The sequence below is a fragment of the Nonomuraea guangzhouensis genome (genome assembly GCF_019396345.1).
GTDB lineage: Bacteria > Actinomycetota > Actinomycetes > Streptosporangiales > Streptosporangiaceae > Nonomuraea > Nonomuraea guangzhouensis.
The window spans coordinates 1-25474 of record NZ_JAHKRM010000018.1; the positions used below are offsets into that span (position 1 = coordinate 1).

Below are 25474 nucleotides of genomic sequence, written 5' to 3' on the forward strand. Positions count from 1 at the left end.
GCCGACATGCCGACCAGCCGAGCTCGCTCGACTTCGGTCAGATGGATCTCCAACGCCAGCGGTCCCGAATGCGCCATGCCCACAAGAATAGAAACTTATCCGGCGAATTTCAGGCGCATGACACTAGCAACGCATCGCCGATAGGCAGACTCCGCCATGATCAAGCGTCGCGAGAACTTACTTGAACGCGACAACGCCCGCTGGAGAGGTTTCGAGTGACGGTCAAACGATCAAAAGGCCAGATCCACAATCTTGGGATCTGGCCACTGAGCTGGAGAAACTATGTGGGACTCCCAGGTTCAAGTGCGACAACGAGACCCGGCCTGCCACCACGCGTCATCGGGTGCCAACAGGCCGTTAATACGAGCGCGCCTGGTCAAATCGAGGTCAGATCTTGGAACCAGTTTGGGACCACACGCTATGCCCGCAGGGGGACAACCCGCAGGTCAGCGAACGCTGAGTTAAGTCGCGGGTGTTCCTTTGAGCTGCTAAAACACCTACTCCCACGTTCTGGGGGTCAAGGGGTCGCAGGTTCAAATCCTGTCGTCCCGACGGTTGGAAAGGCCAGTTGATCTGGGCAAAAGCCCAGGTAGGCTGGCCTTTTATCATGATCGATCGATGGCGACCGATCGGCTAGATCACCTTCAGCTTGGGACCAGTTCGGGACCAGCTCGCTGATAGGTGGGCACTCAGCGCACTCCCGGCAGCGGCAAGGGAAGCGTTATCTGGGTGCAGGTAGCGCTGGGTCGTGCTCAGCGAACCATGGCCGGCGATCTTCCTGAGGACGTGGATCGGGACTCCGGCGTCGGTCATCCACGTCAGGCCAGTGTGGCGGAGATCGTGGCGGCGAAGGTGCTCATAACCGAGGCTGGCCACGACCTCGTCCCTATGCGTGGCATCTCTGAAAGACCGTGGCGATGGCAAGGCCGGTTCAGATTGCTGGGGAAGCCCCGACCTGCATGAGCGCGTAGAGCGGGGAAGGCTCATAGGGCCATCAGGCCGGCGAGGATGAAGACAAGGCGCCTCGGCTGTATTCGGGTGCTCTGGTAGCCCATCACCAGCAGTTCGTCCACCACGTACGAGATCGTGAACGTGTTGATCAGGTAGTAGCCGCCGATGCTCAGCTCCACCCGGGATCACCGCAGCGGGCGGGTCGGTCCGCCAGCTCCTGGGACGGTTCGATGAGCAGTGGCTTGAGGTCACGGCAAGGATCGTGCCGGTGGCCTCGATCAACCACTCCGAGCCCGCCGTCTCGGGCTACGCCCACATCCAGCCATCCGCCCACGTACCGGCTGACCAGTGTGACGTGCTTCCTCCGGGATGGCCGAACCGGCCCGGAAAATGATCGGACTGTGCAGGGAACCGAAAGGGCGGAATGGACACTAGACGGCCATGACCCTCGAATCCCCTTCGGACACGGAGTTGTGGAGCCGTGCGCGGGACGGCGACGAGCGCGCCTTTGGTGAGCTCTTCGACCGGCATTCGCGTACCGTCTACAACTACTGTTTCCGGCGAACGGCGGACTGGTCGGTGGCCGAGGACCTGACCTCCGTGGTGTTCATGGAGACCTGGCGACGGCGGGGACAGGTGCGGCTGAGCATGGACTCGCTGCTGCCCTGGCTCTACGGAGTCGCCACCAACGTTCTCCACAACCACCGCCGCAGCCTGCGTCGGCACCGGGCCGCCCTGGAGCGCGTACGCGCACTACCGGCGGCTCCCAACGACGCGGCGGCCGCCGCAGCCCGCCTCGAGGCAGAACGCGAGATGTGGGCAGTGCTCGATTCGCTCAAGAAGCTGTCGCGCAGGGATCAGGAGATCCTCGCGCTGTGCGTCTGGGAGGGGCTCGGGTACGCCGAGGCCGCCGCGGCGCTCGGCATCCCGGTCGGCACGGTGCGGTCGCGGCTGGCCAGGGCTCGGCAACGGCTCAGGCAGGACACGGAACCGGACCAGGCGGACGGACATAGGAGGGGCGAGCTGCCCACGACACTCTTCACGGAGGAACCCTCATGATCGACCAGAAGCCTCCCATGCCCCCGGCCCGGCAGGACATGCCCGCGGACCGTTACGCGGTCCGGCGTGCCGCGCTCCTGACCGAGATGACCGCTCGCGACCGCGTTCCGGGGCGCCGCCGCCTGGCGTTCGCCGGCCTCGCCACGGCGGCCCTGGCCGGTGCCGCGGCCGTGGCCCTGATCGCCGTGCCGGACGCCGGCGACGGCGGTAGTGGTGGGCCGACGGCGGTCAAGGTCGTGCCGGTGAGCGCCGTCCAGGTCCTCGACCATGCTGCGGCGAGGGCGGACCAGGCCGCCGAGCCGCGCCCCGACCAGTACGTCTACACCGAGGCCGAGGAACGGGGCCTGAACCTGGGCGATGTGATCCGCTCGAAGTCCTGGCGGTCGGTCAGCGGTGAGCGGGTCGGCCTGTCCGTCGACTCCGGTGATAAGGAGCGGTCCTGGATCTGCGAGGCCGTCGAGCCGAAACAGGCGACCGAGATCGATCCGGCCAAGGTGCCCGGCGACTGCCAGAACGGACCCTTCTACCGGCGTGACCTGCCCGAGGATGCGCAGGCCATGCGCGCGTGGCTCTACGAGCACAGCCCTACGAGCAATCCGCCCGATGTGCGGGCCTTCAGCTACGTCCACGAGATCGTCTCCGGGTCCGGACTGACGCCCGCGGCGCAGGCGGCCATCTTCAAGGCAGCCAGCACGATACCCGGCGTGACGGTGTCCGACGAGAGCACAGAGAGCATCGCAGTGGGGCAGACCTGGCGCAACGTCCGCCATGAGCTGCTGTTCGAACCCGGGACCTACCGCTTCCTCGGGACCCGCCAGGTCGTCGACCACGACCGTTCGTTCCAACCGGAGGGCGGCAAACCGGATACCGATCCCGGAGCCGACAACGTGGACGCGAAGGGGATGCCCCGGAACTCAGCCTTCGCCGACGACAAGCAGGGCACCGTCATTGGTCAGTGGATGATCGTCAGCCAGCAGGTCGTGGACACGATCCCGGCCGAGTACTTCAACCGCGCCTCCTGACGCCGCCGTGCTTCGCCGCGCTTCGTCGTCCTCGTCCTCGCGGCGAGGGCGGCGAAGACGGACCCGAGATTCAGGTGCAGTTCGCCGGCGAACGAATGCCACAAGTTGGCGCGCCAGGCGATTCTGGGTGGAGGCCACGGCCGGCTGCACTGTCGGTGAGCTGGGCGAACCGGTTCAGCGTGCGTTTCCGTTCCTCCACGCTCTGAGGCCGGACCGCCCGCCGTTTGAGGCGAGGGCGCCCCCGGTGCCCACGTCAAGAACTGGTTGGGGTGTCGTGCAAATGCGTTGCGGCTGGAACGACACAGGTGGTCATTCCGTTCAAGGTGAGCCTGAGCGTTGGGGAGATGGTGCCGCCGAAGCCGGCCCGTGCCTGCGCGGCTTCCACGTATCGGAGGTCAATGCCCTGGTGGGAGCGGTAGTTGGCGAAGCTGACCACGTGGAGGTCTGGCAGGACCAGCCAGGCGTAGGCCTGGTCGGGTTCGAGGGCGGGGTTTTGGAGCACGAGCCCGGATCCGTTGAGCGGTTCGTACGGTCCGGTCAGGGTGGGTGCGGCGAAGCCGTACAGCCCGGTGGGCGCACGGCCGGCTGGCTGGAAGGTGTGGCGCTGGGTGCAGAAGAAGAGGTAGTACCGGGAGTCGTGGACGATGACGTGCGGTCGTTCGAGCTCGTGGTTGATGCCTTCGGCGACAAGCAGCGGCGGGAGCAGTGACCAGGCGTCGCCCCGTGGCTCGGCGAGAGCGATCGCGCCGGTGAAGCCATCCATCCAGGCAGTGGATGCGGCGACGAGCAGATAGTCGCGCCCGTCAGCCGGATCCCGGAACCAGCCGGGATCGCGGAAGGCCCTGATACGGCCTGGTGCTCCGTCGACCTCGTCGGCCGGCAGGTACATCCTGCCGTCGGAGCGCAGGACCTCTCGATGTTCGGCGTCTTGTTGCAGCAGGATCCGGCCGCTGTCGTCGGCGATCAGGATGGGGTGGGTCTCGATGACGCTCTGCCGATACGTCGGGTGTGCTTCGCCACGCCGTCCGGCAGCCGTGTAGAACACCGACACGGTGCCGTCGGACCGGCGGACCGCCGATCCTGACCATTCGCGGCTGCCGGGCGAGGCGCCGTCGGCGAAGGCGTTGCCCAGGTCCTTCCACTCCTCACCGTTCTTACCGAGCAGGCGGATCCGGGCCTGATCATGGCGCTCCTCGGGGTGCCCGACGGCGGGCGCCGACAGGGCCATCCATAGCTCGTAGCCGCCGGCCACGCTCGTCGAGCCGTCCTCCTCCTGGACCGGCCACAGGTCCCAAAGGTCGTGGTCCGGCAGGGTGCGCGGCTCGGCTGCGGGGTCGATGACGGGGGCTGTGGTCACGCCGGTCTCGGCGAGCAGGTCGAGGTGCCGGCGGGTCCAGCGCGCCGGTCGGCTACCGCTCACGCGGCACCCTGCCGGCGGCGGTGACCACCGGCTCGTTGCGGAAGCATGCCGGATCCGCTCGCCGCTCCCCGCGCGGCCCCTGGACGTCCTCGTGGGACCATGGATGACCTCGTCTTTCAGTCGTGAGATGTGATGGAGTCGGCCAGGCCTCTTGGTCGGACAAGGGCGAGGCAGTGCATGCCGAGCTCGATGGTCCCGGCGATTCCGGAGTGGTCGCCGAGTGATGGGCTGACCACGTACTCGTCCATGAGGGCGAAATCGGTCAGCGCCGATGTCGGCGCATAGCCAGCGGCGCGCGCCCGGATCCGGGCCATGAGCCCGGCGCACTTGGCGACGCCCCGCCCGCCTCGATCCCGCCGTAGAGCGGCGGCGTCGCGCTCATCGCCGTCAGCCTTTCAGGGAGCCCTGGAGCAGGGCCTTGACGAAGTGGCGCTGGAAGATGAGGAAGATCACGAGCGTGGGTGTCAGGATCAGCAGCGATCCGGCGCACAGCAGCGGGATGTCGGTGCCCCACTGGCCTTGGAAGGCTCCCAGGGCGCCGGACATGGTGCGCTTGGTGGGGTCGTCGACCAGGACGATGGCCAGCAGGAACTGGTTCCAGGTCCACAGGAACAGCAGGATGCCCAGGGACGAGATCGCCGGCATGGCCAGGGGGACGTGGATGCGCCGGAACAGCTGCCACACGTTGGCGCCGTCCATCCGTGCGCTTTCCGACAGCTCGCCGGGCATGTTGACGAAGTGGGCGCGCATCCAGAAGACGCTGAATGGCATGAACAGGCCGATGAGCGGCAGAATGATGGCCCAGCGCGTGTTCAGCAGCCCCATGTCGCGGACCTGGTAGTACAGCGGCGTGATGATGCCCTCGAAGGGGAGGGTCAGGCCAAGCACGAACAGCAGGAAGATGACGCGGCCGCCGATCACGCGCAGGTGACCGATGGCGAAGCCGGCCATGGTGCCCAGCAGGATCGAGATCGGTACCACACCCAGCACGATGAGGACGCTGGACTTCAGCAGTTCGCCCATGTTCGCGGCCTTGAAGGCCCGCGGGAAGTTGCCCCACTGCGGGTCGTCGGGCCAGGCCAGTCCGGCCGGGTAGGTGCCCGAGGGGTGCAGGGCGGTGACGAACAGGCTGAGGAACGGCAGGAGCGTGACCGCCATCATGAGAATGAGCAGCAGTCGCCCGGTCCAGGCCTCCCGCCCTGCGATGATCATCGGTTGCCGTCCTTTGCGAACCACTGGATGGGAAGGGCGCAGGCGATCACGAGGACCATGAGCACCACGGCCAGGGCCGAGGCCAGGCCCACCTCGCGTTCGGAGAAGGCCAGGTAGAAGATCTGCAAGCCGGGAACCATGGTCGTGTTGCCGGGGCCACCCTGGGTGGAGATGTAGATGATGTCGAAGCTGGCCAGGGCCGCGATCACGGTCACGGTGACGCAGACCGCGATCTCTTGGCGCAGGCTGGGCACCGTGATGGAGATGAACTCCCGCCACGCTCCGGCGCCGTCCAGCCGGGCGGCCTCATAGAGCGCCGGGTCTATCTTGCTCATGCCGGCCAGCAGCAGGAGCGTGCACAGGCCGAGCAGCACCCATGCGCCGATCATGCCGACCGCCGGCAGAGCGGTGGCGAAGTCGCCCAGCCAGGCCCGGGTCACCCCGCCGAGGCCGATGAGCGAGAGCAGCTGGTTGATCACTCCGGTGGAGGCCAGTAGCCAGCTCCACGCGATGCCGGCCGCCACCAGCGGGATGACCTGCGGCAGGAAGAGCACGGTCCGGGCTACGAGGGCAAGCCTGCTGACGGCGATCCGCCGGATCGTCGCGGCGATGGCCAAGCCCAGTACGACCGGAATCACGCTGAAGAACACGATCAGCTGGAAGGCGTTGACCAGCGAGTCGGACAGGTCCGGGTCGGTGAAGACCTTGCCGTAGTTGGCCAGCCCCACCCAGGTGGAGGCGCCGATGCCGTTCCACTCGTACAGCGAGTACTGGAATGTCAGGGTGATCGGGCGCAGGACGAACACCGCGTAGAAGACGAGCGCCGGGGCGACGAACAGCCAGCCGACCAGGCCGCGCGCGTCGCGCAGCCTGGTCGCGACCGGCCGCCGGTGCGCGGATCGGGAGCCGGCGGAGCGGGTCATCAACTGCCTCAGTTCCCTTCGAGCTGGTCGGCGTAGTCGGCCTGGACCGTCTTCAGCAGCTCCTGCGGACTCTGCTGCCCGGCCACCAGCTTCTGCAGCTGCGGCGTCCAGCTCTTGGCGTAGATGGCGCCGGTGGCGTTGGCGATGAAGTCCATCGCGCCGTTGTCCTTGGCGATGTGCGCCCCGGCCGCCAGGGTGCTCGCGGTGACCTTGTCCGCTGCCACGGCCGGCATGTACGCATCAGCCGGTCCCATCGGACGCGATCCGCCGACCTCGACGCCGATCTCGCGGGCCCGCTTGTCGGTGGCGACCCAGTTGAGGAAGAAGGCGGCGCAGTCGGCGTTCTTGGCGTTCGCGGCGATCCCGAAAGTGAGGGGCGCCGACATGGCGGCGAGCTTGCCGCCCTGCTGCGCCGGCGGCATCAGCAGGAAGCCCACGTTGCCCGGCATCTGCTTGTCGAGGTTGCCCGACTCCCAATCGCCGTTGAACATGAACAGACCCTGGCCGTCGATGAAGCGGCTCATCATGGTCGCGTAGTCGAGCGCGTTGGCGTCCTTAGGGAAGTATCCTGCCTTGACCCATTTCTCCAGGTGCTGGGCGGCCTGCAGGTTCGACGGGGTATCGATGGTGGCGCCGGGTTTTTGGAAGATCCAGTCGTTGACGGGCCCGGCAGGGCCGTAGGAGGCCATGAGGTTTTGCAGTGGGAACGCCAGGCCGCCGGTGGCGCCGCCGTTGAACTGCAGGATGGGCGTGATGCCCGCGCCCTTGGCCTTGGCCAGGGTCGCGTCGAGCTCCGCCAGCGTGCTGGGCGGCGTGGACATCCCGATCTGGGTGGCGAGCTTCTTGTTGTAGAAGACGCCGGTCATGCTGAAGTTGAGCCCCAGGGCGTACAGGGAGCCCTCACCGCGCGGCCGCCCGCCCGGACCCAGGCGCAGCTGCTCAAGCTGCGAGGCCGGCCACTTGTCCCAGCCGAACGCCGTCGCGTAACCGTCCAGGTTCTTCAGCAGGTTGTCCTTGACCAGCTCGGACACCTGGGGCAGGCGCATCAGGTCGGGCGGGTTGTCCGCCAGCACCCGCGGGGCGTTCTGCGTGATGACCGCGAACTGGTCCTCGCGGATATCCCAGGTGATGTTCGGGTGCTGCTTGGTGAACTCGGAGGTCAGCGCCTTGGGCAGCGGGAAGCCGGTCTCGAAGTAGCCGTTGAGCTTGATGGGCGCCGAGCCGCAGGTGGGCGCCGCGGACATCGACGACGTGCTGGTGGCCTGCGGCTGCGGACTGTTGCTGCCGGGAGCCGCGCAAGCGGCGGCCAGCGTCCCCATGGCGATCACAAGCGCGGCCCCGAACCTGCCGGTGCTGACGCGACGAGCCATGTGCATCTCCTCTGCTGCTTGGGACAATCGGCACCTGGCTGATGTCCCGACTCCGTTGCTAAATCGGGTTAGCGCCCGATAGTCTCACCATGCGCGTCGCACGATGTCAACCCCCCGTAACACACTCTTGACGATCGGAGATCTTGGGTGAGCCCACGACGGGTCACGATGGCCGATGTGGCCAAGGCCGCCGGTGTCTCCCGCCCGACCGCCTCGCTCGTGCTGTCAGGTCGCAGCCGCGAACTGCGCATCTCTCAGGAGGTCGAGCAGCGTGTGCTACAGGCGGCCGAGGAGTTGCAGTATCGGCCCAACATCGTCTCCGTGGGGCTGCGTACGGGCAGTTCCCGGACGATCGGCTTCGTCTCGGACACCGTCGCCACCTCGCGGCTGGCCGGTGACATGATCAAAGGAGCGCTCGAGGCCGCCCGTGAGCGCGGTTTCATGCTGTTCATCGGTGAGACCGAAGGCGACGCCGAGCTTGAACGCCTCCTCCTGCAGGCCATGCACGACCGCCAGGTCGACGGGCTCATCCTGGCCTCGATGTTCACCCGCACCATCAAGGTGCCCAAGGCCGTCACGGCCATGCCCGCCGTGTTGCTCAATGCGCTGCCCAAGCAGCCCACCCCTTTGCCCGCCGTCCTGCCCGACGAGGTCGAGGCCGGCCGCCGTGCGGCCCGCGTTCTGCTCGACGCCGGCCACCGTGATGGCATCTACCTGATCGGCGCCGGGCCCGGCCTGCGCAATGTGCCCTCCGAAAGCCTCGCGGCGGTGGAACGGCTCGTCGGCATCCGTGAGGCACTCGGCGAAGCAGGCGTCAAGGTGGCGGGCGCTCGCACCTGTCCCGATTGGCAGCCGGAGTACGGCCTCACCGCGACGCGCGACCTCCTGACGGCCGTCCAGCCGCGTGCGCTGATCTGCTTCAACGACCGGATCGCGATGGGCGCCTACCAGGCGCTCGACGACTTCGGGCTCAAGGTGCCCGCGGACGTCTCCGTCGTCTCCTTCGACGATCACCCCATCGCCTCGTGGGTGCGGCCCCAGCTGACCACCGTGGCACTGCCCCACTACGAGCTGGGCCGCAAGGCCGTGGACGTGCTGTTCACCGAGATCGAGCGCGACCGCGCGGACACCGAGCAGGCGGGCCAGGTGCACCGGGTCCCGATGCCCGTCCACAACCGAGAGTCCGTCGCACGATCCCCCGCGGAACCCCTCGACTGAACGCCGCGCCTCGCGTTGATCACGTCCGCCCTCCCTGTGAAGGGCGCTTCACACTCGACTTCGATGCTTGCCGAGGGCGCGGGAGAAGTGCGGGACATCGGGAAACCGATGCCCCGCCGTTTTTCTATGTCACTCGGGCCGCGCCACGGAGACGGCGTGATCCGGCTCGGCGGTGGACTCCTCCGGCACCCGCAGGAACACCCCCACCACGAGCGTCACCAGGGACGCGCCCGCCATGTAGGCGGCGATGGAGGTCCAGCCGCCGGTCGCCGCCAACAACGACTGCGAGACGGCCGGAGCGATGGCGTTGCTGATGATGAGCCCGCAGGTGAAGGCGATTGACAGGCCGCTGAAGCGGACCGCGGACGGGAAGACGGCCGAGAAGTACGCCGGGACCACGGCGTAGTTGGCCGCGTAGCCGACGAACAGCAGCGCGAAGCCGAGCAGCATCCAGCCGTACTGCCGGGTGTCCAGCAGCGCGAACCACACGAAGGGCAGCACGATCAGCGCGGCCGCGCCGCCCATGAAGACCGGCCGCACTCCGATCCGGTCGGACAGGCGCCCGAACAGCGGCACGCAGATCAGCACGACCACGATGGCCGGCAGGAGGATCGTGAGCATCCGGTCGCCGGACAGGCCGAGGCCGGACTTGCCGTACGTGAGCGAGAAGACCGTGGCCATGGTGAAGGTCGTGCCCGCCCCGACGATCCCGAGCGCGACCAGCAGGACGGCGCTGAGCAGGAAGGGGATGCGCCAGCCCCAGCTCCGCAGGACGTCCTCGTCCAGCACCAGGAGGAACGTCAGGTTGGCCAGCAGGAGGCCGGCGGTCGTTCCGGTGTTGACGAGCGAGCCGAAGAACCCGCGCCGGGCCCGGTCGGAGTGCTCCACGGTCATCAGGATCGCGCCGCCGTACTCGCCACCGGCCGAGACGCCCTGCAGGATGCGGGCGGCGATCAGCAGCGCGGGCGCGGCGACCCCGATCTGATCGTAGGTGGGCAGCAGCCCGATGGCGAAAGTGGCGGCACCCATCAGCACGAGCGTCACGATCAGGATCGTCCGGCGACCGGGCGAGAACGTCACGGTGTGGTCCATCGACGGGACGATGAACGCTCAAACGCCAGATTCGTCGCCTTTCTCGGCGGTGGATCGCGCGCTAGTTTTCCGCAACGCGACGACGGCCTCGACTTCCACGGTGAGCTCCGGGGAGGCAAGCGCGGAGACGACGGCGAGAGAGTGCGCCGGGACGTCGCCATCGGGATACCAATCCGCGAAGACCTCCTCCCGTGCGGCGTAGAAGCCGGGCAGGTGATCGGTGCCGGCCACGAAGGTCAGCAGCTTGACCAGATCGCGCGGTGTCGCCCCCAGTTCCTCGAATGCGGCCTGCAGGTTGGCGAACACCTGGCGGCTCTGGGACAGAGCATCCGGGCCCGCGAGCGAGCCGTCCCGGAGATTCCCCACCTGCCCTGAGACGAAAACCAGCGTGCAGCCCTCGGGCACCTCGGCCAGATGGCTGTATCGGCCGACAGGTGCGGGCATGGCCGCCGGAGTCCAGCGCCTTGACAACATGATCACCTCATCTGATAACGTGCGGTATTTGCACGGCTTTATGCCCAGACCGCGCCCGGACAGAGTTCGCGTGCTCCGTCCTCGGTGATGAAGACGGGGCCGCCGATCATCGCGGTCTCCCCGCCAGGACGACGCACCGCGACGTGGACGGCGACGACGGCGCCTGCGGTGACGGTCCGACCTGTGCCGTGGAGCAGGCGTGGATGCTCGGGGGTGTCGCAGCCCAGGCCGTGGCCGAAGTCGTATTCCTTGAAGGCGAGTAGCCCGTGTTCGGCCAAGACGGTGTCGCCGGCCGTGACGACCGCGTCCACGGTGTTGCCGGGGCGCAGCGCGTCGATCAGCGCCGTCCGTGCTGCCCGGCACGCGGCTATGGCCCGATGATCCACAGGGCGTGACGGGACCGCGGGAAGCGTGGTGTTGACGTGCATGAACGCGCCCCCGGCGTACAGGCTGACCTCCAGGCCGACTGACTGGCCTGGAGCCACCACGGCGCCGGTCGCCTCGGTGATCACCGCGCCGTCTCCGATGCCGACCAGGCACAGGCAGCGCAGCGCCCCTGCGGCGCGGGCCGCCGCCTCGACCTGTGCGGCGATCTCGTAGTCGCTCATGCCGGGAACCGCCACGTCCCCTGCGGCGCGTAGGGCCAGGTCGCCGATGTGTGCGGCGTGTGTGAGGAGCTCGCGTTCGGGGTCGGTCTTGTGCTCGCGTGCTTCCGTGGCCCACGCGACCAGGTCGACAGGGTCGATGTTCCGGCTTCTCAGCCCCTCCAGCAGAGCGGGGGTTCTCTCGTCGATGACGAGGTCACCGGCCAGCAGGCCGATCCTTTCGGCGTCGGCCGGGATCAGGTCGAGCGGCGAGGACATGGGGATCGTGTGCAGCCCGCAGTGTTGGGCGCGCTCCACCTCGAAGGGGAATTCCACCCCCAGCACGGGCTCACCCGCGGTGGGCAGCCACAGTGCCGCGCTGTTGGAGATGAATCCTGGCGCGTATCCGGTCAGCCAGGTGACGGCCGACCGTCGGCGGGAGTACACCAGGGCTCCGCGCAAGCCCAGTCGGGCGAGGTGGTCGCGCAGGTGGGCGCGCCGGGTGGCGGCCGCCATGGCGATGGTGTCCTTGAGGGACTCGGTGGGAGCAGGGAACCTCATCACAGCGTGGATTCACCTCGCAGGGCGCTCGCGGCCCTCTCAACGTCGGAGTTGTTGTTGAAGTAGTGGAAGCCGACTCGGAGCCGGTCGCCGAGCAAGGTCGCCCGTACACCGTCTCGTGCCAGTTGGGCGTGGACCGCGGCTGGATCGGTCACGCGCACCACGGCGATGTGGCTCTGGCCGCCGCCGACGGCGGCGGCGCCGGCGTCGATCGCGCGGGCGCGGAAGTCGGCGGCGAGCTGTACACAGTGCCGTTCGACCTGCTCGGCGTCGAGGTCGAGCAGGAGGTCGAGCGCGGGCAGGGCGCCGATCCAGGACAGCCAGGCCGGCGAGGTGTCACAGCGGGCGGCGCCGCGGGCGGGGACGAACGGTCCGCCGAAGTATCCATGCGGTGGGTCGGTCGACTTCCAGCTCGGCAGCAAGGGGACGAGTTCCTCGGCCAGCTTCGGCGTGGTCGCCAGCCAGGCGGTGCCGCGGGGACACAACATCCATTTGTAGCCGTGCACGGCGAGGTAGTCGGGGCGTACCTTGCCCATGTCGAGGTGGAGGACGCCAAGTGACTGGGTCGCATCGACGAACAGGCGGGCGCCCACCTCGTTCGTGGCCTGGCGTAGCGCCATGAGGTCGGCTCGGTGGCCGTCGATCGACAGCACGTCGCTGATGGCGAGGAGAACGGTGCGGGTGTCGAGAGCGGCCACGATGTCCTCGGTGCGGGTGTGGCCGTCCCGGGCCGGTATCAGGACTATCTCGTGGCCGGTCCGCTCCAGTTGCTGCCAGGGAAAGAGGTTGCTGCGGAACTCTTGGGCGGGCACGATGATCCGGCCGGGCGGAAGTGACTTGGCCACGGTCGCGGCTGCTTCGGCGACCGAGCCCATGAGGGCGATCCGCTCCTCGGCGATGCCCAGCAGCCGGGCGACGGAACTCCTGCTCGCGGCGGGTGCGCGGTCCCACTCCGTCCAGTCGAGCTCCCCGTACAGCCACGCGTCCAAGGCGGACTGCAGCGCTCGCACGACACCGAGCGCGGCCGGCGGGCTGGCCGGCGTGTCCAGCCAGACGTGGCGCTGCAACGCGGGAAAGTGCGCGCGAAACTGCTCCGAGCTGAGCATGTGATCCTTTCCGGATGATGGCTGCGACACCTGTTCGGTGCTTCGCAGCATGACCCTTCTGCGGGCACCGGCCCCAGTTGGCGGTGAGTCTTTTCGCTATAGTCGAAAAAACGGATCGACAGTCCTAAGGTGTGCCTGGCCTGCGGCTTAGCGTGTGACCATGAGACAGGCCTTCTCTGGGAGCGCATCATGATCGACCCAGCCGTATCGAGTACGGCCACCGAGGACGACGAGGATGGCGTCCTGCAGACCTTGGTACGTGGGCTCGATGTGTTGTCCGCCGTCGCAGACATGGGCGGCGGGGCCACGGCCAAGAGCCTCAGTCGCCAGCTCGACCTCAGTCTGGGCCGCTGCTACCACATCTTGCGGACGCTCAAGGCGGCGGGTTACATCGTGCGGCTGCCTGGTGGACGAGTTGACATCGGTGCGCAGGGCGCCTCGCTGGGACGGCAGTTGCGTGCGCGGTTCGAGCCGCTGCCCGAGTTGTTCGCGGTCCTGTCCCGGCTGCACAGCCGGACGCGGGAGACCTCCTATGTCAGTGGGTGGCACCGTGGCGTCATCACGCTCCTGCAGTTCATCGCCGGCGAGCAGGCGCTCAGTGTGCGCGGGCTCGACGTGGGCTACACCGGCAACATGCACGCTCGGGCCTCCTGCAAGGCGGTGCTCGCCCAGCTGCCGCATGAGCAGATCGACATCATGTTCCGCGGGGTCGACCTCCGGCGGCTGACCGCCCACACCCACTGCGACGCCGACAGCTTGATGGTTGAGCTGGGCAATGTCCGCAGGCAGGGCTACGCCCTCGACCTGGAGGAGTTCAGCGACGGCATCTGCTGCGCGTCGGCCGCTTACTTCGATCATGACGGCGCTCCCGCCGGCTCGTACACGGTCTCGGTGCCCGTGACGAGGTTCAGGACCTCTCAGCGTGAGCTGGTCGCCGCGGTGCAGGAGGCCGCCGCGATCGCGACGAACCTCCTGCGCACTCATCGCCTCACGGTGCCTTGCCGGGACTGACTCGCTCGCCCGTTGTGCCGGACGGCTTCGGCTGGCGGAACCCGGCGCTCTCTCCGCCGTCTATCGGGATCGCCACGCCGTTCACGTAGCTCGCCTCGTCGCCGAGCAGCCAGGCGATCACGTTGGCGACCTCTTCGGGCCGGCCGAGCCGGGCCGCGGGGATCTGCGCTGTCACGACCGCGCGCAAGCCGGCGTCGGCCTGCACCCTTGCCATCATCCTCGTGGCGATCTGCCCCGGACAGACGGCGTTGAAGCGGATGACGTGGCCGAGTTCCAGGGCGAGTGACCGGGTCAGAGCGATGATCGCGGCTTTGGTGGCACTGTAGACGGACAGATCCTCCGCGCCGACGAGGCCGGCCACGGAGGCCACGCTCACCACAGCACCGTGTCCAGCGGTGAGCCCCTCCAGACAGGCCTGCGTGAAGGAGAAGACGCTGCGGAGATTGACATCGTGGAGTCGCTGCCACGTCGCCTCGTCGCAGTCGGCGAACCGCACGCGGGCGGTCTGACCCGCGTTGTTCACCAGAGCGTGGAGCCGCCCCTGGCCGATCTCCAGGGCTCTGTCGACGACCCGCCGGACATCCGTGGGCGAGCGCACGTCACAGGGTACGAACTCGGCACCCGGTACTTTCGCGGTCACCTGGGGCCCGGCCTCGGCATCGAAGTCGGCCACGACGACGTGGAAGCCGTCGCCGGAGAGCCGTTGTGCGCAGGCCAGACCGATGCCGTTGGCGCCGCCGGTGACGACGGCCACCCGTGCGCGGTCGTCCATCAGTCGTTCCCGGGCTTCAACAGCGACAGCAGCCGGTCGGCCACCAGGTCGGCGCCGGGGATCGCGGCCCTCTGCAGCCCCGGCGCGGCGGGGATCCGCAGGTCATCGGTCGCGACACGCAGCGGCGGCGCCGACAGCGGGACGCCACGCTCGACAATGCGGGCGACGATCTCCGCGCCGAATCCGCCGGTGAGATTCGCCTCGTGGACCACGGCCAGCCTTCCCGTACGGGAGAGGCTCTCCGTGACGGTGTCGGTGTCGAAGGGATTGAGCCAGCGGGCGTCGATCACCTCGACGTCGATGCCGTCTTCCTCCAGAGCATGGGCGGCCTCCAGAACGGTGTGCAGCATAGGTCCCCAGGTCACCACGGAGATTTCGGAGCCCGGGCGGACGATGCGCGCGCCGCCGATCGGCGACCGGGGTACGTCGAGGTTCACCGTGTCCTTCAGCGAGTGATAGAGCGCCCGGCTCTCGATGACGACGACGGGATCGTCGCACTCGATCGCGGCCAGGAGCAGGTCGTAGGCGTCCTGCGGGGTGGCGGGCAGGCATACCCGCAGGCCCGGGATGTGCGCGAACAACGCCTCCACGCACTGGGAGTGCTGGGCGCAGGAGCCGGGGGTCGCGCCTTGCTGGGTGCGGATGGTCATCGGCGCCTTCAGACGGCCGCGGGAGACGTAACGGACATTGGCCGCCTGGTTGATCAACTGGTCGAACGCCACGAAAGCGAAGTCCGCCCACATGATCTCGACGATGGGACGCAGCCCCATCATGGCGGCGCCCACAGCTCCGCCAAGGATGGCGGACTCGGAGATCGGCGTGTCGAAAACCCGGTCGCCGAACTCCCGGCGCAGGCGACGGGTCACTCCGTGGACGCCTCCCGGGAGGGCGACGTCCTCGCCGAACAGCAGGGTCTTGGGGTCTTCGGCCAGAGCGCGACGCAGCGCGGCGTTGATGGCCTGGGCATAGGTGATCTCACCCATAGAGGTGCTCCTTCACAGCAGTGGGGTCGGCCGGCAGCGCCGCCAGGGCCGCGGTCGCGGCCGCGGCGACTTCGGCGCGGACTCGGGTCTCGATTCCGGCGAGTTCGTGTTCAGAGACGCCGTCGGCGCGCAGGGCCGCAGACAGGACGATGATCGGCTCCTTGGTCCGGGCTTGCTCGACCTCATCGTGTGGCCGGTAAACCTGCGCGTCTCCGATGTAGTGGCCGACCAGGCGCTGGGTGAGAGCCTCGATGAGTACCGGCCCTTGGCCGGCCCTGCAGGCGGCGACCGCCTCGGAGGTCGCCTCTCGGACGGCGTTGACGTCGTTGCCGTCGACGCGCGATGCCCGCATGCCGTACGCGGCGGCCCGCGAGACGAGGTCGTCGCGGCGGACCATCGCGGCGATCGGCGTGAGCTCGGAATAGCGGTTGTTCTCGACCAGGAAGACGACGGGCAGGTCGAAGGCGCTGGCCATGTTCATGGCCTCGTGAACCGCGCCCTGGTTCATCGCTCCATCACCGAAGACGGTGAGCGCGACGCGGCCGGAGTCGTCGTACCTGGCAGCCAGCGCGGCGCCCATCGCGATGGGGGCTCCCGCTCCCACGATCGAGTTCTCGCCGTAGAACCCGTGATCCGGATCCGACAGGTACGCCGAGCCGGCCCGGCCGCCGTTGGTGCCGGTCTCGCGGCCCAGAAGTTCGGCGAACAGCGCTACCGGATCGGTACCGCAGGCCAGCGCCCAGCCGTGGCCACGGTAGGTGGCGAACACGGCGTCGCGGGTCAGGTCGAGCGCCGCACAGGCGCCGACCGGTATGGCTTCCTGACCGATGCACAGATGGACGGAACCGACGATCTGCTCCTCGATCCGCATCCGGGTGACTTCTTCTTCGAAGCATCTGATCCGCCACAGGTTCGTCAGATCGGCCAGTGCTGCTTCGTTAAGGAGAGAGGACAAGTCGTCCACCTTTCTTGGGTTGATCCAACGGCGCGCTCAGAGCGCTCATGAGGTGGACTCGACGAGCGCATCGCCGGGCAAGCCGACCACCGGCACGCTCCGCGCGGGCACGATCACCCCGTCGCCGACTCGCCAGGACAGCGTCACCCGATCACCAGGCATGGCGGAGGACTCCGCCCCGGCTGGTTCGCGTGCGCTTCCCGTCGTACCGGCATCGGTCCGGAATGCCACTTTGCGGTACGAACCCTGGTAAACGATGTGGGTGACGGTGGCGGTCATCGCGTTGACGTCGTGCTCGACGGCGACGTCTCCGACGGTCAGACGGATCCGTTCGGGACGCACCACGACGACCCCGGCCGTGCCTACGAGCCCCGGGCTGCCGTCATCCGTCAGCACCTCGAACCCCTCACCGACGAGGGACACGCGCCCGCGCCGTTCGGTGATCAGCCCGTGGAACACGTTGGACTCCCCCAGGAACTCCGCGGCGAACAGAGAAGCAGGGTGTGCGTACAGTTCCTGCGCGGTGCCGACCTGCTCGATCCGGCCGCCCTCGAAGACCGCGATGCGGTCGGACAGGGCAAGCGCCTCCTCCTGGTCATGGGTGACGAAGACGAAAGTGATCCCCAGCTCGCGGTGCATACGGGCGATCTCGCCCTGGAGCTGCTCCCGCAGCTTCTTGTCCAGCGCGCCAAGCGGCTCATCCATGAGCAGCACGTGGGGTTCGAAGACGACGGCGCGGGCCAGGGCCACCCGCTGTGCCTGGCCACCCGAGATCTGACCGGGCAACCTGTCGCGCAGGTGTGCCAGACCGACAAGATCGAGCACGTCGTCCACGCGCCGCTGGATGTCGCGCTTGCGCATCTTGCGCTGCTGGAGGGGAAAGGCGACGTTCTGTGCGATCGTCATGTGCGGGAACAGCGCATAGTGCTGAAAGACCATGCCGAGGCCGCGTTTGTACGGCGGCAGGGACGCCACGCTCACGCCGTCGATGAGGATGTCTCCGGCGGTGAGCTGTTCGAACCCGGCGATCATGTTGAGCGTGGTCGACTTGCCCGAACCACTGGGGCCGAGCAGCGTGATGAACTCACCGGCGGCGATCTCCAGGCAGACGTCGTTCACTACTGGTGGCTGGTGCTCCGCGTACCGTTTGGTGACGCTGGAGAGCCGAATAGCGGCCCCTCGCCTGTCGGTCATTGGGGAGTCCTCCGTTTCAGGAAGTCAGGAAGGAGGATGAGCGCGGTGGTGACGACGAGGATCACCGTCGATCCCGCGGCGATGGTGGGGTCGACGTCAGAGGTAACGCTGGTGAACATCTGCACCGGCAGCGTGCGCAGGTGCGGGGACTGCAGGTACAGCGAGACGACCGCTTCGTCGAAAGAGGTGACGAACGCGAACACCGCTCCGGACATGACGCCCGGCGCGATCAACGGCAACGTGACGCGCCGGAAGGTCGCCGGCGGCGAGGCTCCCAGGCTCGCCGCCGCACGCTCCAGTCGAGGATCGAGGGTACGCAGACCAGCGCTCACGCTGATCACGACGAACGGCAGGGCCAGCACGACATGGGCGAGTACGAGGCCTTCCACCGTGCCCACGAGGCCCCATCGAAGGAACGCCGTATAGATCGCCAGAGCGACGATGACGTTCGGCACGATCATGGGCGCCAGAAGGAGCCCTTGAAGGACGGCTACGCCACGGCGGCGGCTTCGCGTGATCGCGAATGACGCCAGCGTTCCGATGATCGTCGCCATCAGCGTGACCATGACGGCGACTTTCAGCGAGGCCAGCAGTGGTTCTCTCCACGCCGGGTCGGTGAAGAACCGCTCGTAGTAGTGCAGCGACCAGCCGCGCGGCGGAAACTCGAAACTGTCCTTGTCAGTGAAGCTCAGAGGCACCACAACGAGGACCGGCGCGATGAGGAACGATCCGACCAGCACGCTGAACAGCCGCAGTGCCGGATTCGCCGGCCGATTGACACCCATCAACGCTCCCCCCTCGTCGACATGCCGAGGGCGGCACTCGGGGAGAGGAAGCGCGAGACCAGGGCCAAGAGCAGGAGCGTGAGCAGGAACAGCACCGTGGCGAGGGCTCCGCCCGCGCCGAAGTCCAGCAGTTGAGTGATCCGCACCGTCATCAACTGGGAGATCATCGACTCGCTTGGCGAGCCGAGCATCGCCGGCGTGACGTAGAAGCCCAGCGCGAGGATGTACACCATCATCGCGCCCGCCACGACCCCCGGCATGGACAGCGGCAGGTAAACGCGGCGGAACGCGGTTGTCGGCCGCGCGCCCAAGCCGACGGCCGCGTCGAGGAGGCGTCGATCGATGGTCCGCAGCGTGCCGTACAAGGGCAGCGTCATGAAGGGCAGCAGCACTTGCGTCATCCCGATCGTCACGCCGGCCTCTGTCCCGGCGAGTTCCAGCGGCCCGAGCCCGACCATCGCCAGCAGGTCGTTGATGGGTCCGTTGTCCTGAAGCAGGACGATCCAGGCGAACGTCCGTGCCATGAGACTCGTCCAGAACGGCAGCAGCACCAGGGCGACCATCACCGAACGGGCGCGTCGACCGACCAATGTCATGAGGTAGGCGTACGGGTATGCCAACAGCAGCGTGACCAGCGTGACGATGGTGGCCATGCGCAGGGTCCGCAGCAGGACCAGCAGGCTGACCCCGTCGGCGAGCAGCCGATGGTAGTTCTCGAGCCCGAGAGACGGATCGGCGAAGCTCAGCCAGATGAGGGCCGCCACCGGATAGGCGAAGACGGTGGCGAGAAGACAAATCGCGGGCACGACGAGAAGAACGCCGTACCAGGGCCGGGCGCTCAGCCACAGCAGACGGCGTACCGGCCGTTCAGGTGCTGAAGGGAACATGATGGGAGTGGACGAAATGGGCATGACGCCCCTACCTCTCTTTTTGCCTCCATAGGCACCGCCGGGTCCGGCCTCCTGAGTGGGGCGGACCCGAGGGCGACTCAGCGGGAGATCCAGGCCGTCCACTTCTGCGTGGCGGTGTCCAGGTTCTGCGCCCACCAGGACATGTCCCGCAGGAAGCCGGTTCCCTTGTCCTGACCGAGTGGCAGGTATTGCCGCGTCACCTCGTCCGCCGGCAGCTTCGCGTCGGGGTGAACCGGCGCGTAGGCGATGTGCTCGGTCAGCGTGGCCTGAGCCGCGGGAGTGATCGCGTGCGCGATGAACTTCATCGCCTCGGCCTTCTGCGCCGTTCCCTTCGGCACCACGAGCACGTCCCAGAAGAACATCGGCTGGTTCCACACCGGCGCGATCTTCGCACCGTTGTGCACGGCCTGGCTCGCTCTGCCCGGCCATGCGAGCACCATGTCGACCTGCCCGGTCTCCATCGCCTGCTGTTGCTCCGCACCGGTGGTGAAGAACTTCAGATCGTTCCTGATGGTGTCGAGCTTGCGGAAGGCCCGCGGGTAGTCGATCGGGTAGAGCTTGTCTGTCGGCACGCCGTCGGCGACGAGCGAGATCTCCAGACCGCCCTCCTTGGCGTCGTTCATCATCCCGCGCTTACCGGGAAACTTCTTGGTGTCGAAGAAGTCGCGCCAGGACGCGGGCGGGTTCTGGCCGAACTTCTCGGTGTTGTAGACCAAGAGAAAGGCCGACTTCATGTCGGGAACCCCGCAGTCCGACACGAGCTCCTTGTCGATCTTCGAGACATCGACGACGGTCAGGTCGATCTTCTCGACGTACGCCCCGCAGTTGGCGATCGCGTAGAACGGATCGGCCTCGACGACGTCCCAAGTGACGCGGCCGCTGTCGACCATGGTCTTGAGCTTGGCGTAGGTCACCGGCTGATCCTCGACGACCTTGATGCCAGAGGACGCGGCGAACGGCTTGACGAACGCCTCACGCTGCGCGGCCTGATACGCGCCGCCAGTCCCGACGAAGACAACGGATCGGTCGGTGGCCACCGGACCGGTTCCACCGCCGCATCCGGCGAGCAGCACGACAGCCGCCAGGAACGTGGTGGCGCAGGGGATGATTTTGGGCATGACTGTACTCCGTCGGTGCATGTGCATGGGAGGCGGCCGACCCGCCGGAACCTGCCGTTTCACCTGAACAGGCAGGCTGACGAGGTGAACATCAGATGGATACACCGTGGATCCGGCGGACTCTTCTCACCAGAAAGTGCCAGCCGAATTTCGACTATCTCGAAATGAATCTTCTACCCCGACATCGCCCCGGCTCCGAGATCTTGCCTCACACGGCTGCCTTCAGCTTTCAATCCGCCCACCGCATCTGCTGTCGGGTGGCGGACAGCCGCTCGGTCAGGTCCATGCCCGCCCATCCTCCGCAGGCAGCGACGCGGCGCAGGAACGCCTCGGACGCGAGCCGGTTCGACAGCCAGATCCTCATTTATCCGAATACCGCGGAGGCCTTGTCCCAGGTCACATGGGTTGGCGATAATTGCGAGACGCATTAACTGAGGGACCGTAAATGGGGATATCATCCAGCACGTCGGCCGACGGTTCCGTTCTTCGGACCTCTGAGCCCGATGTCGCGCGAGACCTGCTTCGAAGCCGGTTCGCCAGGCATGAGCTGAACGTCCTCGGTCTCCGCCAGACCCTCGATTTCGCCCTGCGCCAGGGGATGCTGTACGACGTCGCATTCCATCTCGTCTCCTACGGCCGCGACGTAGAGGTGACAACCTCCGGATGGCATGACTTCTACTTGTTGCAGCTCACCCTGTCCGGGATGTGCGAGTTGGTCGCGGGTGACGCCGACCCTGTGGGACTGCAGCCGGGATCGGTGTACGTCATCAACCCTGGCACCCCTTATCGCAAGCGCTGGAGCGGCGACGCCCGGCAGCTCATCGTCCGTCTGCCCCGCCGTTCCCTTGAACGAGTGGCCTCCGCCGACAGTGCGAACGGACCAGTCATCTTCGCTCCGCAGGTCGATCCGGACGCGATCGATATCGCACCGTTGCTGCGGTTCCTCTGGGCGCAGGTGGCCACATCGCGATCTACGGTTCGGTCGCTGGCGATCGACCACAGCGCGGTGCGGCATCTCCTGACCGCTGTGCTGCACAGCGTGCCCAACTCCGTCACGCATCCGGCCGTCGAGCCTCTGCCGTCCAGTTTGGCGCGCGCCGACCGTTATATGCGCGAGCATCTCGCCACAGATCTCGCCGTCGACGACATAGCTCGGGCCTGCGGAATCGCTGGCAGGACGCTGCAAGATGCCTTCCGCAAGCACTGGCGGACGACCCCCACCGAGCACTTGCGCAGTCTTCGTCTGGAGGCCGCCCATCGTTTGTTGACCGAGCGACCGTTCGAGGTGTCCGTGACCGAGGTGGCCTACACCATCGGCATGCCGCACTTGAGCCGTTTCTCCCGCTATTACCTGTCTCGCTTCGGGGAGCTACCCTCCGCTACGCTCCATCGGAGCCGAGCGGTTCGCAGGCCGTAATGATCTCAGCTGAGGACCCCAGCAGATGATCGAGGAACGTCGGCATAGGGGCAGCAGACGTTCTTGTGGGGCGACGCCGGCGCGGATCCTGCCCGCCCCAGTCAGCCGGTGCGCAGAGTGCGCCTACCGGCGTACGCTCACCCGCACCGCCCTGGCGCCTTCGTCGAAGGTCGCGGCGATCTCATCTCCCGGTTCAAGGGGGATGGCGCGGGTCAGGCCGCCGGTGAGGACGATGTCGCCAGGCCGTAGAGCTTCCCCGCGACCGGCCAGCAACCCTGCGAGCCACGCGACGCCCGCGGCCGGGTGACCGCCGGCCGCGGCCCCGGTGGCGTGACCCGTGATTTCCCCGTTGTGGGACATCGTCACGGCGATGGACGGAAGGTCAGCGAGATCGAGGGGAGCACCGAGAACGAAACCTGCCGCGGATGAGCCATCGGCGGTGTTGTCCTCGATCCGGAATCGGCGATCCTGCCAGATCGGGTCGACCACCTCTAGACAGGCATATGCCCGCTCAGTCGCGGCTAGCACATCGGCCAGGCCTGCGTTCACTGGCATGGTTCGACCGAGGATCAGCGCGATCTCCGGTTCGACCAGCGGCTGCAAGAGCGTCGCCGGTACGGTGGCCCCGTCGTGCAGGCTCATGGCGTCGGTCAGCGGGCCCGCGTTCATCTCCGACACCCCCATCTGCTCGCGCATCGCCAGCGAGGTGTATCCCAGTTTCCAACCGATGATCCGCTGTCCGGACGCGAGCCGCAGCCGTGTGACGCCTTCTTGCACGGCATACGCCTGCTCCATCGACAGGGTGCCCTCATCAGTCAGGGGGCGCAGCGGGCGCCGCTCGGCACGAGCCCGCACGATGCGGGCGGCGAGTTCGTCGCTGTCGAAATCCATGATCTCACGCCCCGATGTCCATGACGATGCTCTTGGCCTCGGTGAAGAATTCCCGTGAGTGCCGACCGCCCTCGCGGCCGATTCCCGAATGACCCCGGCCGCCGAAGGGCGAGCGCAGGTCGCGCACCCAGAAACAGTTGACCCAGACGTTTCCCGCTCGCAGGCGACCCGAGATCCGGTGCGCCCTTCCGAGGTCGGTCGTGAAGACCATGGCCGACAGGCCGTAGTCGGTGTCGTTCGCCAGACGTACCGCCTCCTGGTCGGTGTCGAAGGACTGGACCGTCACCACGGGGCCGAAGACCTCTTCGCGGCAGATGCGCATCGACGACTTCACGCCGTCCAGGACCGTCGGGGCCACCCACCAGCCATGCCGCTCGCCACCGGTGAGCTTGGTGGCTCCCTCGCCGATGGCGGCGTCGAGACAGCCGGTGACCTTGGCGTGGTGCCCTTCGGAGGACAATGGGCCGATCTGCGTGCCGCTGTCGCGCGGGTCGCCCAGACGCATCGTCTCCGCCGCCGACACGAGCCGGGCGACCACCTCGGCGTAGACGGACCGGTGAACCAGCAGCCGGGTACCGGCCAGGCAGACCTGTCCCGCATTGGAGAACGCCGCGTCCGCCACGACGGCGACGGCCTGCTCGAGGGCGGCGTCCTCGAAGACGATGGAGGCACCCTTCCCGCCGAGTTCGAGGCTCACCGCCCGGACCCCGCGGGCGGCACTCCGCATGATCGACTCCCCGGTGCGGGTCTCGCCGGTGAAGGTGATGAGATCGACCTGCGGATGCGCGACCAATGCCTCGCCGGCGCCTCCGGCGCCGAAGCCCTGCACCACGTTGAAGACACCGCGCGGCAGGCCGGCCTCCGCCGCCAGCTCGGCCAGCCGCGTCGCCGACGCGGGACTCTGCTCGGCCGGTTTGAGCACCACGGTGTTGCCGTAGGCCAGCGCCGGAGCGATCTTCCACGTCTCCTGCATGAGCGGGAAGTTCCACGGTGCGATGGCCGCCACGACTCCTGTCGGCTCGTAGCGCGTGTAGACGTGATGACGCGCGTGCCCAGGCATCGACTCGTCCATGGCCAGCCTCGCGTCGTCGGCGAAGAAGCGCAGGTTGGCGGCGCCCCGTGCCACATCTCGATCGCGGGTCTGGGCAAGCGGACGGCCCATGTCGAGAGTGTCGAGCAGCGCGAGCTCTTCCGCATGGGAGATCAGCAGATCGGCGAAGGAGTGCAGGACCTCGCCACGCTCGGCCGGGGTCGCGCGGGACCATGGCCCGTCGTCGAAAGCGCGCCGCGCGGCGCTCACGGCGGCGTTGACGTCGGCCGTGGAACCGAGCGCGACCCGCGCCCACGGTCGCCGCGTCGTGGGATCGACGCTGTCGAAGGTGGCCTGATCAGCTGAGGCGACGGCCACACCGTCGATGTGGTGCGCGATGGTCGGCAGCTCGCTCACGGCCGCGCCTTCTGCCGGTCGGCCGCCAGCACCCCGCCGGCCATGAACGCGTCCGGCGACACCTCGACGACCCACACCCGCACCGCTTCGACCGGCACACCGATGCTGTCGTGCACGGCGGAGGTGATCGCGGCGAGCAGCGCTCGTTTCTGTTCGGGGCTACGCCCCTCCTGCATCGTCACTTGGATCAGAGGCATGAGCGGATTCCTTTTGTCAGTTGATGTCGCATAGCAGCCGGACAGTGCCCAGCCGGGAGAAGCGGGCGACCACCGAGGTCGCGGGCGACAGCGCCACCGGTGCCGTCAGCCCACCGGCCAGGATCACCCAGCCCGGCTCCAGGGAGATGCCCCGCCGCCCCAGGTCGTTGGCCAGCGCGGCGACAGCTTCGGCGGGGTGGCCCAGCAGCGCGGCGCCCGCGGCGGAGTCGATCGCCTGCCCGTCGACCTCCAGGACGCAGCCCACCAGCGAAAGGTCGAAGTCGGCCGGATGCTGGAGCGGGCCGAGGACGAAGGCCGCAGAGGAGGCGTTGTCGGCGACGGCGTCGGGGAGAGTGAAGCGGAAGTCCCGGTAACGGCTGTCGATGATCTCCAGTGCGCCGGCGACCGCCCCGGTGGCGGCCAGCACATCCAGGACGCCAACTCCCGGGCCTTTCAGCGGTTGTGCCATCACGAAGGCGATCTCGGGCTCGACGCGCGGATGGATGAAGCCATCCAGTTGCAGGGGCTTCTCGGCGGGGTGGTTCATCGCGTCCGTCAGCCAGGCGTAGAGCGGCTCGTGCACGCCCATGGCCTGCTGCTTCGCTCGCGATGTGAGGCCAAGCTTGGCGCCGACGATCCGTTCCCCCTCCGCCACCCGGCGCGCCACCACGGCGTCCTGTACCTGGTAGGCGGTCGCGAGATCGAATCCGGCAGCGCCGTGGTTCCATGGGTCGACCTCGGTCACCTGCCGAGCGGCCGTATGGAGGAAGTCGGCGAGTGCCTCGATATCGGTCACGGTGA

The 25474-nt window shown here is 67.7% G+C and carries 28 protein-coding genes; 5 read left to right on the forward strand and 23 right to left on the reverse strand.

What is annotated here, in order from left to right:
• Positions 1–633: 633 nt before the first annotated feature.
• Positions 634–987 (reverse strand): tyrosine-type recombinase/integrase, encoded by a 354-nt coding sequence (locus tag KME78_RS68155; protein WP_372454992.1) that lies wholly within the window; start codon positions 985–987, stop codon positions 634–636.
• A complete protein-coding gene (locus tag KME78_RS33530) occupies positions 984–1130 on the reverse strand; it encodes a hypothetical protein (protein ID WP_219533433.1) in 147 nt (48 codons plus the stop codon). The genes KME78_RS68155 and KME78_RS33530 overlap by 4 nt, the downstream gene beginning before the upstream one ends.
• A 262-nt stretch (positions 1131–1392) precedes the next feature.
• Between KME78_RS33530 and KME78_RS33535 the strand changes: the two genes are divergently transcribed.
• Both KME78_RS33535 and KME78_RS33540 read left to right on the forward strand, forming a co-directional pair.
• Complete coding sequence (locus KME78_RS33535) at positions 1393–2010, forward strand: RNA polymerase sigma factor (protein ID WP_219533434.1); 618 nt, start codon at positions 1393–1395, stop codon at positions 2008–2010.
• On the forward strand, positions 2007–3032 hold the full coding sequence (locus KME78_RS33540; protein ID WP_219533435.1) for a CU044_5270 family protein: 1026 nt from the start codon (positions 2007–2009) through the stop codon (positions 3030–3032). The genes KME78_RS33535 and KME78_RS33540 overlap by 4 nt, the downstream gene beginning before the upstream one ends.
• A 253-nt stretch (positions 3033–3285) precedes the next feature.
• Here KME78_RS33540 and KME78_RS33545 read toward each other — a convergent pair whose 3' ends face one another.
• The 5 genes from KME78_RS33545 to KME78_RS33565 form a co-directional block, all read right to left on the reverse strand.
• Positions 3286–4452, reverse strand: a complete 1167-nt coding sequence (locus tag KME78_RS33545) for a glycoside hydrolase family 68 protein (RefSeq protein WP_219533436.1) — start codon at positions 4450–4452, stop codon at positions 3286–3288.
• Between the two features lie 116 nt (positions 4453–4568).
• Entirely contained in the window at positions 4569–4766 is a 198-nt protein-coding gene (locus KME78_RS33550; protein WP_219533437.1) for a hypothetical protein, read from the reverse strand.
• A 73-nt stretch (positions 4767–4839) separates the two neighbouring features.
• The gene (locus KME78_RS33555; RefSeq protein WP_219533438.1) at positions 4840–5664 is read right to left on the reverse strand and encodes a carbohydrate ABC transporter permease; all 825 of its coding nucleotides are present in this window, start codon (positions 5662–5664) and stop codon (positions 4840–4842) included.
• Entirely contained in the window at positions 5661–6587 is a 927-nt protein-coding gene (locus tag KME78_RS33560; protein ID WP_219533439.1) for a carbohydrate ABC transporter permease, read from the reverse strand. Before KME78_RS33560 ends, KME78_RS33555 begins: the two co-directional genes overlap by 4 nt.
• A gap of 8 nt (positions 6588–6595) precedes the next feature.
• The gene (locus KME78_RS33565; protein ID WP_219533440.1) at positions 6596–7957 is read right to left on the reverse strand and encodes an ABC transporter substrate-binding protein; all 1362 of its coding nucleotides are present in this window, start codon (positions 7955–7957) and stop codon (positions 6596–6598) included.
• Between the two features lie 147 nt (positions 7958–8104).
• Here KME78_RS33565 and KME78_RS33570 point away from each other — a divergent pair, with 147 nt between their 5' ends.
• The gene (locus KME78_RS33570) at positions 8105–9175 is read left to right on the forward strand and encodes a LacI family DNA-binding transcriptional regulator (RefSeq protein WP_219533441.1); all 1071 of its coding nucleotides are present in this window, start codon (positions 8105–8107) and stop codon (positions 9173–9175) included.
• A 129-nt stretch (positions 9176–9304) separates the two neighbouring features.
• On the opposite strand, the gene KME78_RS33575 is transcribed toward KME78_RS33570, so the two are convergent.
• The 4 genes from KME78_RS33575 to KME78_RS33590 all read right to left on the reverse strand — a co-directional run bounded on the left by KME78_RS33575 (position 9305) and on the right by KME78_RS33590 (position 12992).
• Positions 9305–10267: an MFS transporter gene (locus KME78_RS33575; protein WP_219533442.1), complete on the reverse strand. Its 963-nt coding sequence runs from the start codon at positions 10265–10267 to the stop codon at positions 9305–9307.
• A gap of 18 nt (positions 10268–10285) precedes the next feature.
• On the reverse strand, positions 10286–10711 hold the full coding sequence (locus KME78_RS33580; RefSeq protein WP_219533443.1) for a RidA family protein: 426 nt from the start codon (positions 10709–10711) through the stop codon (positions 10286–10288).
• 68 nt (positions 10712–10779) lie between these two features.
• Positions 10780–11886 (reverse strand): M24 family metallopeptidase, encoded by a 1107-nt coding sequence (locus tag KME78_RS33585; RefSeq protein WP_219533444.1) that lies wholly within the window; start codon positions 11884–11886, stop codon positions 10780–10782.
• A complete protein-coding gene (locus tag KME78_RS33590) occupies positions 11886–12992 on the reverse strand; it encodes an aminotransferase class V-fold PLP-dependent enzyme (RefSeq protein ID WP_219533445.1) in 1107 nt (368 codons plus the stop codon). The genes KME78_RS33585 and KME78_RS33590 overlap by 1 nt, the downstream gene beginning before the upstream one ends.
• 189 nt (positions 12993–13181) lie before the next feature.
• On the opposite strand from KME78_RS33590, the gene KME78_RS33595 reads away from it, so the two are divergent.
• A complete protein-coding gene (locus KME78_RS33595) occupies positions 13182–14003 on the forward strand; it encodes an IclR family transcriptional regulator (protein WP_219533446.1) in 822 nt (273 codons plus the stop codon).
• Here the strand turns inward: KME78_RS33595 and KME78_RS33600 are convergent.
• From KME78_RS33600 to KME78_RS66455, 8 genes are all read right to left on the reverse strand, one after another.
• Positions 13981–14775, reverse strand: a complete 795-nt coding sequence (locus KME78_RS33600) for an SDR family NAD(P)-dependent oxidoreductase (protein WP_219533447.1) — start codon at positions 14773–14775, stop codon at positions 13981–13983. The two genes, KME78_RS33595 and KME78_RS33600, sit on opposite strands and share 23 nt — an antisense overlap.
• The gene (locus KME78_RS33605) at positions 14775–15758 is read right to left on the reverse strand and encodes an alpha-ketoacid dehydrogenase subunit beta (RefSeq protein ID WP_219533448.1); all 984 of its coding nucleotides are present in this window, start codon (positions 15756–15758) and stop codon (positions 14775–14777) included. Before KME78_RS33605 ends, KME78_RS33600 begins: the two co-directional genes overlap by 1 nt.
• A complete protein-coding gene (locus KME78_RS33610) occupies positions 15751–16713 on the reverse strand; it encodes a thiamine pyrophosphate-dependent dehydrogenase E1 component subunit alpha (protein ID WP_219533449.1) in 963 nt (320 codons plus the stop codon). Before KME78_RS33610 ends, KME78_RS33605 begins: the two co-directional genes overlap by 8 nt.
• A 45-nt stretch (positions 16714–16758) precedes the next feature.
• Entirely contained in the window at positions 16759–17907 is a 1149-nt protein-coding gene (locus tag KME78_RS33615; protein WP_219533450.1) for an ABC transporter ATP-binding protein, read from the reverse strand.
• Positions 17904–18692, reverse strand: a complete 789-nt coding sequence (locus KME78_RS33620) for an ABC transporter permease (RefSeq protein ID WP_219533451.1) — start codon at positions 18690–18692, stop codon at positions 17904–17906. The genes KME78_RS33615 and KME78_RS33620 overlap by 4 nt, the downstream gene beginning before the upstream one ends.
• Positions 18692–19579, reverse strand: coding sequence for an ABC transporter permease (locus KME78_RS33625; protein WP_219533452.1), 888 nt, complete (start codon positions 19577–19579; stop codon positions 18692–18694). The genes KME78_RS33620 and KME78_RS33625 overlap by 1 nt, the downstream gene beginning before the upstream one ends.
• Before the next feature lie 101 nt (positions 19580–19680).
• Entirely contained in the window at positions 19681–20721 is a 1041-nt protein-coding gene (locus KME78_RS33630) for an ABC transporter substrate-binding protein (RefSeq protein WP_219533453.1), read from the reverse strand.
• Positions 20722–20950: 229 nt separating this feature from the next.
• A complete protein-coding gene (locus KME78_RS66455; RefSeq protein ID WP_281428931.1) occupies positions 20951–21085 on the reverse strand; it encodes a hypothetical protein in 135 nt (44 codons plus the stop codon).
• A gap of 81 nt (positions 21086–21166) precedes the next feature.
• Here KME78_RS66455 and KME78_RS33635 point away from each other — a divergent pair, with 81 nt between their 5' ends.
• Positions 21167–22138: an AraC-like ligand-binding domain-containing protein gene (locus KME78_RS33635; RefSeq protein ID WP_219533454.1), complete on the forward strand. Its 972-nt coding sequence runs from the start codon at positions 21167–21169 to the stop codon at positions 22136–22138.
• 123 nt (positions 22139–22261) lie between these two features.
• Here the strand turns inward: KME78_RS33635 and KME78_RS33640 are convergent, their stop codons facing one another.
• The 4 genes from KME78_RS33640 to KME78_RS33655 are packed head-to-tail and all read right to left on the reverse strand — an operon-like array spanning position 22262 to position 25469.
• Entirely contained in the window at positions 22262–23029 is a 768-nt protein-coding gene (locus KME78_RS33640; RefSeq protein WP_219533455.1) for a 2-keto-4-pentenoate hydratase, read from the reverse strand.
• A gap of 4 nt (positions 23030–23033) precedes the next feature.
• A complete protein-coding gene (locus KME78_RS33645; RefSeq protein WP_308127232.1) occupies positions 23034–24476 on the reverse strand; it encodes an aldehyde dehydrogenase in 1443 nt (480 codons plus the stop codon).
• A complete protein-coding gene (gene thmT / locus KME78_RS33650) occupies positions 24473–24718 on the reverse strand; it encodes a 2-hydroxymuconate tautomerase (protein WP_281428936.1) in 246 nt (81 codons plus the stop codon). The genes KME78_RS33645 and thmT overlap by 4 nt, the downstream gene beginning before the upstream one ends.
• Positions 24690–25469: a 2-keto-4-pentenoate hydratase gene (locus KME78_RS33655; protein WP_219533457.1), complete on the reverse strand. Its 780-nt coding sequence runs from the start codon at positions 25467–25469 to the stop codon at positions 24690–24692. Before KME78_RS33655 ends, thmT begins: the two co-directional genes overlap by 29 nt.
• Between the last annotated feature and the right edge of the window lie 5 nt (positions 25470–25474).